This window comes from Pseudomonas sp. ML96, assembly GCF_000761545.1.
In the GTDB taxonomy this organism is placed as follows: Bacteria; Pseudomonadota; Gammaproteobacteria; order Pseudomonadales; family Pseudomonadaceae; genus Aquipseudomonas.
In genome coordinates this window covers 228320-240359 of record NZ_JPMY01000010.1, presented here as the reverse complement: position 1 = coordinate 240359, position 12040 = coordinate 228320, and the positions used below count along the sequence as shown (strand labels likewise).

At 61.1% G+C, this 12040-nt stretch carries 11 protein-coding genes and 2 tRNA genes; 12 read left to right on the top strand and 1 reads right to left on the bottom strand.

Translation table 11 applies throughout. From position 1 onward, the window contains the following. Positions 1–10 precede the first annotated feature (10 nt). On the top strand, positions 11–409 hold the full coding sequence (locus IP89_RS07785) for a hypothetical protein (RefSeq protein WP_043309042.1): 399 nt from the start codon (positions 11–13) through the stop codon (positions 407–409). A 16-nt stretch (positions 410–425) separates the two neighbouring features. On the opposite strand, the gene yhbY is transcribed toward IP89_RS07785, so the two are convergent. Beyond that, the gene (gene yhbY, locus IP89_RS07780; protein WP_043308809.1) at positions 426–737 is read right to left on the bottom strand and encodes a ribosome assembly RNA-binding protein YhbY; all 312 of its coding nucleotides are present in this window, start codon (positions 735–737) and stop codon (positions 426–428) included. A gap of 586 nt (positions 738–1323) precedes the next feature. Between yhbY and ftsH the strand changes: the two genes are divergently transcribed. From ftsH to rbfA, 11 genes are all read left to right on the top strand, one after another. Then, positions 1324–3228 carry an ATP-dependent zinc metalloprotease FtsH gene (gene ftsH, locus IP89_RS07775; protein WP_043308808.1) on the top strand — a complete coding sequence of 635 codons (1905 nt, stop codon included), beginning with the start codon at positions 1324–1326 and terminating at the stop codon, positions 3226–3228. Between the two features lie 9 nt (positions 3229–3237). Continuing rightward, positions 3238–4089 carry a dihydropteroate synthase gene (gene folP / locus IP89_RS07770; protein ID WP_043308807.1) on the top strand — a complete coding sequence of 284 codons (852 nt, stop codon included), beginning with the start codon at positions 3238–3240 and terminating at the stop codon, positions 4087–4089. Positions 4090–4105: 16 nt separating this feature from the next. Further along, positions 4106–5443: a phosphoglucosamine mutase gene (gene glmM, locus IP89_RS07765; RefSeq protein WP_043308806.1), complete on the top strand. Its 1338-nt coding sequence runs from the start codon at positions 4106–4108 to the stop codon at positions 5441–5443. Positions 5444–5509: 66 nt separating this feature from the next. Further along, complete coding sequence (tpiA, locus tag IP89_RS07760; RefSeq protein WP_043308805.1) at positions 5510–6265, top strand: triose-phosphate isomerase; 756 nt, start codon at positions 5510–5512, stop codon at positions 6263–6265. A 3-nt stretch (positions 6266–6268) separates the two neighbouring features. Continuing rightward, positions 6269–6649: a preprotein translocase subunit SecG gene (gene secG / locus IP89_RS07755; protein ID WP_043308804.1), complete on the top strand. Its 381-nt coding sequence runs from the start codon at positions 6269–6271 to the stop codon at positions 6647–6649. Positions 6650–6659: 10 nt separating this feature from the next. Further along, positions 6660–6745, top strand: a tRNA-Leu gene (locus IP89_RS07750). Positions 6746–6841: 96 nt separating this feature from the next. After that, positions 6842–6915, top strand: a tRNA-OTHER gene (locus tag IP89_RS07745). A 134-nt stretch (positions 6916–7049) separates the two neighbouring features. After that, positions 7050–7508: a ribosome maturation factor RimP gene (rimP, locus tag IP89_RS07740; RefSeq protein ID WP_043308803.1), complete on the top strand. Its 459-nt coding sequence runs from the start codon at positions 7050–7052 to the stop codon at positions 7506–7508. Between the two features lie 47 nt (positions 7509–7555). After that, entirely contained in the window at positions 7556–9037 is a 1482-nt protein-coding gene (gene nusA / locus IP89_RS07735; protein ID WP_043308802.1) for a transcription termination factor NusA, read from the top strand. Between the two features lie 27 nt (positions 9038–9064). Further along, a complete protein-coding gene (gene infB / locus IP89_RS07730) occupies positions 9065–11560 on the top strand; it encodes a translation initiation factor IF-2 (RefSeq protein WP_043308801.1) in 2496 nt (831 codons plus the stop codon). Positions 11561–11662: 102 nt separating this feature from the next. After that, positions 11663–12040, top strand: coding sequence for a 30S ribosome-binding factor RbfA (gene rbfA, locus IP89_RS07725; protein WP_043308800.1), 378 nt, complete (start codon positions 11663–11665; stop codon positions 12038–12040).

The following is a 12040-nucleotide window of genomic DNA, read 5'->3' as shown; positions in this document are numbered from 1 at the left end:
GCGCCAATCGCTGCGGGCGGGTGCCATCAGCTGGCAGCTGGCTCAGACCTTCTGGGTCGGCGGCCTGTGGCTGCTGCACTTCGTCATGCTGCCGGTGCTGGAGAAGATGGGCCTGGCGCCGCTGCTGATCGAAGAGGTCAAGGCGGCGCTCAGTCCGCTGCTGGTGGGCTTTGCCGCGTTCTGTGTGCTGTTGCAGGGGATGGTGCTGGTCCAGGTCGAGGGCCTGCGCAGCCTGTGGAGCGATCTGCGCGGTCAACTGCTGTTGATGGTGCTGGTCATGGCGCTGGCGTTTTTCGCCGTGCGTCACTGGTTGCCAGGCGCCGAGCGTTGGCTGCTGTTCAACTACTTGGTGCTGGCCCTGTGCGGGCTGGTGCTGGTGATGCAGCCGCTGCCTGGGCAGCGGCGCTAGCGCGGCAGGATCGCTATCAGGCCTGATAGCGATGGATGTTGGACAGGTTCTTGTTCGGCTTGGGGTTCTTGCGATAGATCAGGGCCATCTTGCCGATCACCTGAACCAGCTCGCAGCGCCCGGCGGCGGCCAGCTCGTCGATCAGGGCGCGGCGATCGTCACGCTCGGTCAGGCGGAACTGCACTTTGATCAGCTCATGGTCGTTGAGCGCGCGCTCCAGTTCGGCCAGTACGCCTTCGGTCAGGCCGTTCTCGGCCACGATCAATACCGGTTTCAGGTGGTGGCCGATAGATTTGAAGTGTTTCTTCTGTTCGTTGGTAAGCGCCATAATCTGACCCTGCTGCTGTGAAAGTCGGCCACCGCACGGTGGGTCGGCCTTGGCCTCTACCCATTCCGTTGCCGGTATGCCGGCGGCAAAAACGGCGTAGTCTACCTGACCCGGCTCGGGCGCGCCCCTTTTCTATTTCCGACGGGTAGCCGCCCGGCTCGCTGCAAGACTAGTCCGGAGTGGCGGAAACAGCATTTTGAGGCCTTGGCACTCTTTCACCCTCTGGCGCTGCCTGACGGCTATTTCATGGCGTTGCGCTCACTGATTATCGGCCAGGCCTTGTGATTTCAGATTTGGCCCCCAAATGAGTGACGATGGGCTCTAGGCTGAGTGATCCTCGGAGAGGCAAGGGCATGTCGGCCTCTTGCGCCGAATGTCCGGTGTCCGCTGGCCCGGGGATGTCGAGGCACCTAGACTGGAACCGGTGAGGCACGGCCGAGTCGGATGTCCGAGTCTCATAAAGGGTTACAGACGGCTCCTGCCTGGGGTAGGGGTTGTGTAGTAAGTTAGGCTGGTAATCCACCAGCCGTCATGCGAAGCGCGTTTCAGGACGAGGCTGGCTTCAGAGGGTAGCGAATTGAACGACATGGCAAAGAACCTGATCCTGTGGCTGATCATCGCAGCCGTCCTGGTCACTGTGATGAATAACTTCTCCAGCCCGAGTGACACCGGCAAGCTGAACTACTCCGAGTTCATCCAGCAGGTGCAGGAAGGCAAGGTCAAGCAAGTCACTGTCGATGGCTACATCATCAGCGGCAAGAATCTCGACGGCACCACCTTCGAAACCGTGCGTCCGGCCATCGAGGATCGTGGCCTGATCAAGGATCTAATCGACAATAACGTCGAAATCGTCGGCAAGCAGCCAGAGCGTCAGAGCATCTGGACCCAGCTGCTGGTAGCCAGTTTCCCGATCCTGGTGATTATCGCCGTATTCATGTTCTTCATGCGCCAGATGCAGGGCGGCGGCGGTGGTCGCGGTGGTCCGATGAGCTTCGGCAAGTCCAAGGCGCGCCTGCTCTCCGAGGATCAGGTCAAGACCACCCTGGCTGACGTTGCCGGTTGCGACGAGGCCAAGGAAGAAGTGGGTGAGTTGGTCGAGTTCCTGCGTGATCCGGGCAAGTTCCAGCGCCTCGGTGGCCGCATTCCGCGCGGTGTGCTGATGGTCGGTCCGCCTGGTACCGGTAAGACCCTGCTAGCCAAGGCCATCGCCGGCGAGGCCAAGGTGCCGTTCTTCACCATTTCTGGTTCCGACTTCGTCGAGATGTTCGTCGGTGTTGGTGCCAGTCGCGTGCGCGACATGTTCGAGCAGGCCAAGAAGCATGCTCCCTGCATCATCTTCATCGACGAGATCGACGCCGTTGGTCGCCATCGTGGTGCCGGTCTGGGTGGCGGCCATGATGAGCGTGAGCAGACACTCAACCAGTTGTTGGTGGAGATGGATGGCTTCGAGATGAACGATGGCATCATCGTTATCGCCGCCACCAACCGTCCTGACGTGCTGGACCCGGCGCTGCTGCGTCCAGGTCGTTTCGATCGCCAGGTGGTGGTCGGCCTGCCGGACATCCGTGGCCGCGAGCAGATCCTCAAGGTGCATATGCGCAAGGTGCCGATCGGCGACAACGTCGAGCCGGCGGTCATTGCGCGCGGTACTCCGGGCTTCTCGGGTGCCGACCTAGCCAACCTGGTCAACGAGGCTTCGCTGTTCGCTGCCCGCGCCAGCAAGCGCCTGGTGGAAATGAAGGAATTCGAGCTGGCCAAGGACAAGATCATGATGGGCGCCGAGCGCAAATCCATGGTCATGTCCGAGAAGGAAAAGCTCAACACAGCCTACCACGAGGCTGGTCACGCCATCGTCGGTCGCCTGGTGCCCGAGCATGACCCGGTCTACAAGGTGTCGATCATTCCGCGCGGTCGCGCCCTGGGCGTCACCATGTTCCTGCCGGAAGAGGATCGCTACAGTCTGTCCAAGCGGACGCTAACCAGCCAGATCTGCTCGCTGTTCGGTGGTCGTATCGCCGAAGAGATGACTCTGGGCTTCGATGGCGTCACTACCGGCGCGTCCAACGACATCATGCGTGCGACCCGTCTCGCTCGGAACATGGTCACCAAGTGGGGCCTGTCCGAGCGACTCGGCCCGCTGATGTACGCGGAAGAGGAAGGCGAGGTGTTCCTCGGTCGTAGCGCTGGTAGTCAGCAGGCCAATGTGTCGGGTGAAACTGCCAAGGCGATCGACGAGGAGGTGCGCAGCATCATCGATGGTTGCTACGGCACGGCCAAGCGTCTGTTGGAAGAGAATCGCGACAAGCTGGACATGATGGCCGACGCGCTGATGAAGTACGAAACCATCGATGCCGAGCAGATCGACGACATCATGGCGGGCCGTACTCCGCGTGAGCCGCGTGACTGGCAGGGTGGTTCCGGTACTCCTACTCCGAAGGAGCAGGTGGAGCGCCCAGAGACCCCCATCGGTGGTCCGGCGGGCGAGCACTAAGGTCCACTCATGACGTTTCCGCAGTACCCGACCCGACTGCCTTGCGGCAGTCGGGTTCTTGATCTTTCCGCCCCGCATGTCATGGGCATTCTCAACGTAACTCCCGACTCTTTTTCCGACGGCGGCCGCTTCGCTGCACATGACGCAGCATTGCGTCACGCGGCTGAAATGGTTGCCGCTGGCGCGACGCTGATCGATGTCGGTGGCGAGTCGACTCGGCCGGGCGCCCGTTCGGTATCGCCCGTGGAGGAGCTGGAGCGCGTCGCGCCCGTTGTGGAGGCGATTGCGTCCGAGCTGGATGTGGTCATCTCTCTGGATACCTCGACCCCGGCGGTCATGCGCGAGGGCGCGCGCCTGGGGGCTGGCCTGATCAATGACGTGCGTTCGCTGCGTCGTGAAGGTGCGCTGGAGGCGGCAGCCGATAGCGGTCTTCCCGTGTGTTTGATGCACATGCTCGGCGAGCCCGGCACCATGCAGCATGACCCTCACTACGTCGATGTAGTGGGTGAGGTGTGCGAGTTTCTGTCGCAGCGCATCGACGCATGTGTGGAAGCGGGTATCGTCTCCGAGCGGATTATCCTTGATCCGGGCTTCGGTTTCGCCAAGACGCTTGCCCACAACCTGAGCCTGTTCAAGGATCTGGAAGCGTTGCATGCTTTCGGGCGACCGCTATTGGTCGGCGTGTCGCGCAAGAGCATGATTGGCCAGGTCCTGGGGCGCGAGGTGCATGAGCGCCTTCCCGGCGGTTTGGCGCTGGCCGCTTTGGCTGTGGCGAAGGGCGCGTGCATTCTGCGCGTCCATGATGTTGCCGAGACGGTTGATGCGGTACGCATGGTCGCTGCCGTACAGGCTGCCGAATAAGAAAATTGGAGTGGTTATGAGCAGAAAGTATTTCGGTACCGATGGTATCCGCGGCCGTGTTGGCCAGTTCCCTATCACTCCCGAGTTCATTCTCAAGCTGGGCTGGGCGGCCGGCATGGCCTTCCGCAAGCAGGGTAAATGCCGAATTCTGATCGGTAAGGACACGCGTATTTCGGGCTATATGTTCGAATCCGCGCTGGAGTCCGGCTTGTTGGCGGCGGGCGCGGACGTGATGCTGCTCGGTCCTATGCCGACCCCAGCGATCGCCTACCTCACGCGTACCTTCCAGGCCGAAGCGGGCATCGTCATCAGCGCCTCGCACAATCCGCATCATGACAATGGCTTCAAGTTCTTTTCCGGTCTGGGCACCAAGCTGCCGGATGAGATCGAGCTGATGATCGAGGAATTGCTGGATCAACCCATGACGGTGGTGGAGTCCGAGCAGCTCGGCAAGGTCACTCGGATCAATGATGCTGCCGGTCGCTACATCGAATTCTGCAAGGCCAGTGTGCCTAACCACACCAGCTTCGCCGGCCTTAAGGTAGTGCTCGATTGCGCCCACGGCGCCACCTATAAAGTGGCTCCCAGCGTGTTCCGTGAGCTGGGTGCGCAGGTCTCGGTGATTGCTGCTCAGCCTAATGGCTTGAACATCAACGACAACTGTGGCTCGACCCATGTCGAGGTGCTGCAGGCTGAAGTGCTGGCGCAGCAGGCTGATCTCGGGATCGCTTTCGATGGCGATGGTGATCGGGTGCTGATGGTCGACCACACGGGGGCGATGGTCGATGGCGATGAGCTGCTGTACATCATGGCGCGTGATCTGCACGAGCGTGGCAAGTTGCAGGGCGGAGTGGTGGGGACGCTGATGAGTAATCTGGGGCTCGAGTTGGCCCTGGGTGAGCTAGGCATTCCGTTTGTGCGTGCCAAGGTCGGCGATCGCTATGTAGTGGCTGAGCTGCAGGAGCGCGGCTGGTTGCTGGGTGGCGAGAACTCCGGGCATCTATTGTGCTGTCAGCACACCACCACGGGTGATGCGGTCATCGCCGCGTTGCAGGTGCTGATGGCGCTCAAGCGTGCCGACAAGGCGTTGGCGGAGGCGCGGCTGGCATTACGCAAGTGCCCGCAGGTCCTGATCAATGTGCGTTTCTCTGGTGATGTCGATCCGGTCGAGCATGTGGCGGTCAAGGATGCTTGCGCACGTGTCACGGACCTGATGGCGGGGCGCGGTCGCGTACTGCTGCGTAAGTCGGGTACCGAGCCGCTGGTGCGGGTCATGGTGGAAGGCGACGACGAGGCTCAGGTGCGCGGCTATGCCGAGGAGCTGGCCAAGGTCGTTACTGAAGTCTGTGCCTGATTTCGGCTTGCTAGTGCATGTGCTCTTGGGTAACATCTGCGCCCACTTTGAACGACGAGGTCAGGCATGCGTCGCCCCCTGGTAGCTGGTAACTGGAAAATGCACGGTACCCGCGCCAGCGTCGCAGAGCTGATCAAGGGGCTTCGTCAGTTGGCGCTGCCTAGCGGCGTTGAAGTGGCAGTCATGCCGCCTTGTCTGTACATCAATCAGGTGCTGGTTGGTCTCGAAGGCAAGGCGATTGCAGTAGGTTCGCAGAACTGTGCTGTGGAGCCCATGCAGGGTGCTCTGACTGGCGAGATTGCACCAAGTCAGCTTGCTGATGCTGGTTGCAGCATGGTGCTGGTGGGGCACTCTGAGCGTCGCCTGATTCTGGGTGAGCGTGACGAGCAGATCAGTCGTAAGTTTGCCGCTGCGCAATCCTGTGGTCTGATTCCGGTGCTGTGCATCGGTGAGACCCTTGAGCAGCGTCAGGCGGGCAAGACGCTCGAAGTGGTGTCTGCTCAGTTGGGTAGTGTGATCGAGGAGTTGGGTGTAGGTGCCTTCTCCAGGGCTGTTGTGGCGTATGAGCCGGTCTGGGCCATTGGTACTGGGCTGACTGCTTCGCCTCAGCAGGCGCAAGAGGTTCACGCAGCCATTCGTGCGCAACTGGATGCAGAGAATGCAGAAGTGGCGCGCGGTGTAAGAATTCTGTACGGCGGCAGTGTCAAGGCTGCCAATGCTGCCGAGTTGTTCGGCATGCAGGATATCGATGGGGGGCTCATTGGTGGAGCCTCCTTGAATGCAGATGAGTTTGGTGCGATCTGTCGCGCCGCAGGAAACTGATAAATGCTGGAAACAGTCGTAATCGTCGTACATCTGCTGGGCGCCATCGGTGTTGTCGGTCTGGTTCTGCTGCAGCAGGGCAAGGGTGCCGATGCGGGTGCTTCCTTTGGTGCTGGTGCCTCGGCGACCGTCTTCGGTAGCCAAGGTTCTGCTACCTTCCTGAGTCGCTTCACTGCTATACTCGCAGCGATTTTTTTCATTACCAGCTTGGGTTTAGCCTTCTTTGCTAAAGAAAAAGCTGATAATCTGACGCAGGCAGGTTTGCCGGATCCGGCAGTACTTGAAGTGCAGCAGAAGCCGGCCGTCGAAGACGTTCCGGTGCTTCAAGAGCAAGGTTCGGGGGTGGAGAAATCCGACGTCCCGGCAGCTCCGGAGCAAAAGTAATACCCTCTTTGCCGAGGTGGTGGAATTGGTAGACACGCTACCTTGAGGTGGTAGTGGCCATAGGCTGTAGGGGTTCGAGTCCCCTCCTCGGTACCATATCTCGACAAGGCCCGCAGTTTGCGGGCCTTGTCGTTTCCTGGTGTTTGGTTGACCCTCCTGGGTTAGGTCCGTATACTCTTGGCCCAGCTTTGGTGCGGGGTGGAGTAGTCTGGTAGCTCGTCGGGCCCATAAAACCCGAAGGTCGTTGGTTCATCCAGCCCCCGCAACCGGATGTAAGAGCCCCTTTTCAGGGGCTTTTTGTTAGCTGGACAAGTCCGCCACCGGCATTTGTAGTCGGGTGGCACGATGGATGGGCGTTTCGCCCATTTTTTATTTCTACGACATGCGCGGAGGGCTTCGGGTGTCGAGCAAGCTGGAACAGTTGCAGGCCATGTTGGCCCCGGTAGTCGAGTCGCTCGGCTACCAATGCTGGGGAATCGAGTTCATCTCCCAGGGGCGGCATTCCCTGCTGCGCGTGTATATCGATCATGCCAACGGCATCCTGGTCGAGGACTGCGAGGCGGTGAGCCGTCAGGTCAGCGCGGTACTGGATGTCGAGGATCCGATCACCAGCGAATACACCCTCGAGGTGTCGTCGCCTGGCATGGATCGGCCGTTGTTCACCCTCGAGCAGTTCGCTGCCCATGTCGGTGAGCAGGTGAAGATCAAGCTGCGTTCGCCCTTCGACGGGCGGCGCAATTTCCAGGGCTTCCTTCGCGGTGTGGAGGAGCAGGACGTGGTGGTGCTGGTGGATGACCACGAATTCCTGTTGCCGATCGATCTGATCGACAAGGCCAACATTATTCCCCGTTTTGACTGAGACGCGGATCCCGCGGATCCAATGGATTGCGAAAGGCGAGGCGTACGATGAGTAAAGAAGTACTGCTGGTTGTAGAGTCGGTATCCAACGAGAAGGGTGTACCGGCAGCTGTCATTTTCGAAGCGCTGGAGCTGGCTCTGGCGACGGCGACCAAGAAGCGTTTTGACGACGAAGTCGAGCTGCGCGTGGCGATCAATCGCCAGAGCGGCAACTACGAGACTTTCCGTCGCTGGGAAGTGGTCGCTGAAGACGATCTGGAAAACCCGTCCGCTCAGCTGAGCGTCGAAGAAGCTCAAGAGCGTGAGCCCGGCGCCAAGGTCGGTGATTTCGTCGAGGAGCCGGTCGAGTCGATCGAGTTCGGTCGTATCGCCGCGCAGACCGCCAAACAGGTGATCGTGCAGAAGGTCCGTGAGGCCGAGCGCGCCCAGGTGGTCGATGCTTATCGCGAGCGCGTCGGTGAGATCATCTCCGGCACCGTGAAGAAGGTCACCCGTGACAGCGTGATCGTCGACCTCGGCAATAACGCCGAAGCGCTGCTGGCTCGCGAAGACATCATCCCGCGCGAAACCTTCCGTGTAGGTGCCCGCATGCGTGCCCTGCTCAAGGAAATCCGCACCGAGAACCGCGGTCCGCAGCTGATCCTGTCGCGTACCGCGCCGCAGATGTTGATCGAGCTGTTCACCATCGAAGTGCCGGAAATCGCCGAAGGCCTGATCGAAGTGATGGCTGCCTCCCGTGATCCGGGTTCGCGCGCCAAGATCGCCGTGCGCTCCAAAGACAAGCGCATCGACCCGCAGGGCGCGTGCATCGGTATGCGCGGCTCGCGCGTACAGGCCGTTTCCGGTGAGATCGGTGGCGAGCGTGTGGACATCGTGCTGTGGGACGAGAACGTCGCTCAGTTCGTGATCAACGCCATGGCTCCGGCCGAAGTGGCGGCGATCATCGTCGACGAAGATACCCATGCCATGGACATCGCGGTCGGTGAAGACAACCTGGCTCAGGCCATTGGCCGCGGTGGTCAGAACGTGCGTCTGGCCAGCCAGCTGACCGGCTGGACCCTGAACGTGATGACCGAGGCCGACATCCAGGCCAAGCAGCAAGCCGAGACCGGCGACATCCTGCAGAACTTCGTCGACGAGCTCGATGTGGACGAAGAGCTGGCTCAGGTACTGGTCGAGGAGGGCTTCACCAGCCTGGAAGAGATCGCCTACGTACCGATGGAAGAGATGCTCAGCATCGACGGTTTCGACGAGGACATCGTCAACGAGCTGCGTGCTCGTGCCAAGGACCGTCTGCTGACCAAAGCCATTGCCACTGAAGAGAAGCTGGCCGACGCCCAGCCTGCCGAAGACCTGCTGTCGCTGGACGGTATGGACAAGGGCCTGGCTCAGGAACTGGCAGTGCGTGGCGTAGTTACCCGCGAAGATCTGGCCGAGCAGTCGATTGACGACCTGCTCGACATCGACGGCATCGACGAAGAGCGTGCCGGCAAGCTGATCATGGCCGCCCGAGCCCACTGGTTCGAGTAAGCGGTTGCGGCCTGAGGAGAGAGATGCATGACGCAAGTCACGGTGAAAGAACTGGCCCAAGTGGTCGATACACCAGTGGAGCGCCTGCTGCAGCAGATGCGTGAGGCAGGTTTGCCTCACACCAGTGCCGAGCAAGTGGTAACTGACAATGAAAAGCAGGCCCTGCTCGCGCACCTGAAAGGTAGCCACGGCGAGAAGGTAGAAGAGCCGCGCAAGATCACCCTGCAGCGCAAGACCACCACCACCCTGAAGGTTGCCGGTAGCAAGACCATCAGCGTGGAAGTGCGCAAGAAGAAAACCTACGTCAAGCGCAGCCCGGACGAGATCGAAGCCGAGAAGCAGCGCGAGCTGGAAGAGCAGCGTGCTGTCGAAGAGGCCGCACGCCTGAAGGCCGAGGAAGAAGCGCGCAAGCAGGCTGAGGTCGAAGCCCGCAAGCAACAGGACGCCGCCGTTCTGGCCGTTGTGGCTCCAGCCGCCGACGAGACTCCAGCCGCTGTGGCTGCCGAAGTCGCGCCGGCTGCCGTCGAGCGCAAGAAGGAAGAGCCGCGCCGCGTCGAGAAGGAAAAAGAGAAGCCGGCTCGCAGCGATGACGACGAGCGTCGCGATCGCAAGCATGCCCAGCATCGTCCTGCTCCGAAGGACAAGGCGCCGACTCCGCGCGTCGCTCCACGTAGTACCGACGAAGAAGTTGATGGTTACCGCGGTCGCGGCGGCCGGATGAAGCCGAAGAAGCGTAACCAGCACGGGTTCCAGAGCCCGACAGGACCTATTGTGCGCGATGTAGCAATCGGCGAGACCATTACCGTTGGTGACCTGGCTGCCCAGATGGCGGTCAAGGGTGCCGAAGTGGTCAAGTTCATGTTCAAGATGGGCACTCCGGTGACCATCAACCAGGTACTGGACCAGGAAACTGCCCAGCTGATCGCCGAAGAGTTTGGCCACAAGGTCAAGCTGGTCAGCGACAACGCCCTGGAAGAGCAACTGGCCGAATCGCTGAAGTTCGAAGGTGAAGCCTTCCACCGCGCGCCGGTAGTGACCGTCATGGGTCACGTCGACCACGGTAAGACCTCGCTGCTCGACTACATCCGTCGTGCCAAGGTAGCCGCTGGCGAAGCCGGTGGTATCACCCAGCACATTGGTGCCTACCACGTGGAAACCGACCGCGGCATGGTCACCTTCCTCGATACCCCGGGCCACGCTGCGTTTACCCAGATGCGTGCTCGCGGTGCCAAGGCCACCGACATCGTCATCCTGGTAGTGGCGGCCGACGACGGCGTTATGCCGCAGACCCAGGAAGCCGTGCAGCACGCGAAAGCGGCTGGCGTGCCGATCGTGGTCGCGATCAACAAGATGGACAAGCCGGACGCCAACCCGGACAACATCAAGAACGGCCTGGCCGCGCTAGATGTGATCCCGGAAGAGTGGGGCGGCGATGCTCCGTTCGTAGGTGTTTCGGCCAAGGCCGGTACCGGCGTCGACGAACTGCTGGAGGCCGTGCTGCTGCAGGCCGAGGTTCTCGAGCTGAAAGCCACCCCGTCGGCTCCTGGCCGCGGCGTAGTGGTCGAGTCCCGCCTGGACAAGGGCCGTGGCCCGGTAGCCACCGTGCTGGTTCAGGACGGTACCCTGCGTCAGGGCGACATGGTCCTGGTCGGCGTCAACTATGGCCGCGTGCGCGCCATGCTCGACGAGAACGGCAAGCCGATCAAGGAAGCCGGTCCGTCGATTCCGGTCGAGATCCTCGGCCTGGACGGCACCCCGGATGCCGGCGACGACATGACCGTGGTTGCCGACGAGAAGAAGGCCCGCGAAGTGGCCCTGTTCCGTCAAGGCAAGTTCCGCGAGGTCAAGCTGGCCCGTGCTCACGCCGGCAAGCTGGAAAACATCTTCGAGAACATGGGCCAGGAAGAGAAGAAGACGCTCAACATCGTCCTCAAATCCGACGTCCGTGGCTCCCTGGAAGCTCTGCAAGGCTCGCTCAGTGGCCTGGGCAACGACGAAGTGCAGGTTCGCGTGGTCGGCGGCGGCGTCGGTGGTATCACCGAGTCCGATGCCAACCTGGCGCTGGCCTCCAACGCCGTGCTGTTCGGCTTCAACGTGCGTGCCGATGCCGGTGCGCGCAAGATCGTCGAGGCTGAAGGCATCGACATGCGTTACTACAACGTCATCTACGACATCATCGAAGACGTCAAGAAGGCGCTCACCGGTATGCTCGGCAGCGATGTTCGCGAGAACATCCTCGGCACCGCCGAAGTGCGTGACGTGTTCCGTTCGCCGAAGTTCGGCGCTGTCGCTGGCTGTATGGTCATCGAGGGTACCGTTCACCGTAACCGTCCGATCCGCGTACTGCGCGACGACGTGGTGATCTTCGAAGGTGAGCTGGAATCCCTGCGTCGCTTCAAGGACGACGTCGGCGAAGTGCGTAACGGCATGGAGTGCGGTATCGCGGTGAAGAGCTACAACGACGTCAAGGTCGGGGACAAGATCGAAGTGTTCGAGAAGGTCCAGGTGGCTCGTACCCTGTAAGGGACGGCCCGCAACACCGGACGCCCGGCCCCGCATCAGCGCGGCCGGGCGTTTGCCGCTTGTGAGCCCGCTGCTGTTGGCGGTGGGTTGAGGTAGGAAAAAATGGCAAAAATTTATAGTCGTACTCAGCGCATTGGCGACCAGATCCAGCGTGAGCTGGCGCAGATGATCCCGCGTGAGGTCAAGGACCCGCGCCTCGGCTTCGTTACCGTCACTGCCGTGGATGTCAGTCGCGATGTCGGTCACGCCAAGGTGTTCATCACCGTGATGGGCGAGAACGATGCCGAGAAAATCACTCAGAACGTGCGTGTGCTGAATGATGCTGCTGGCTATCTGCGCATGCTGCTGGGCAAGGCGATGAAGCTGCGCAGCGTGCCGCAGTTGCACTTCCACTATGACGAGAGCGTCTCGCGCGGTACCCACTTGTCGGCCTTGATTGACCGTGCAGTGTCCGAAGACAGCAAGCACCAGGAAGACTGA

Excerpts from the sequence above, each read along its gene's own strand:
- glmM (WP_043308806.1), top strand. The coding sequence starts at position 4,106 with ATGAGCAGAAAGTATTTCGGTACCGATGGTATCCGCGGCCGTGTTGGC.
- rbfA (WP_043308800.1), top strand. The coding sequence starts at position 11,663 with ATGGCAAAAATTTATAGTCGTACTCAGCGCATTGGCGACCAGATCCAG.
- nusA (WP_043308802.1), top strand. The coding sequence starts at position 7,556 with ATGAGTAAAGAAGTACTGCTGGTTGTAGAGTCGGTATCCAACGAGAAG.
- infB (WP_043308801.1), top strand. The coding sequence starts at position 9,065 with ATGACGCAAGTCACGGTGAAAGAACTGGCCCAAGTGGTCGATACACCA.
- tpiA (WP_043308805.1), top strand. The coding sequence starts at position 5,510 with ATGCGTCGCCCCCTGGTAGCTGGTAACTGGAAAATGCACGGTACCCGC.
- secG (WP_043308804.1), top strand. The coding sequence starts at position 6,269 with ATGCTGGAAACAGTCGTAATCGTCGTACATCTGCTGGGCGCCATCGGT.
- folP (WP_043308807.1), top strand. The coding sequence starts at position 3,238 with ATGACGTTTCCGCAGTACCCGACCCGACTGCCTTGCGGCAGTCGGGTT.
- yhbY (WP_043308809.1), bottom strand. The coding sequence starts at position 737 with ATGGCGCTTACCAACGAACAGAAGAAACACTTCAAATCTATCGGCCAC.
- ftsH (WP_043308808.1), top strand. The coding sequence starts at position 1,324 with ATGGCAAAGAACCTGATCCTGTGGCTGATCATCGCAGCCGTCCTGGTC.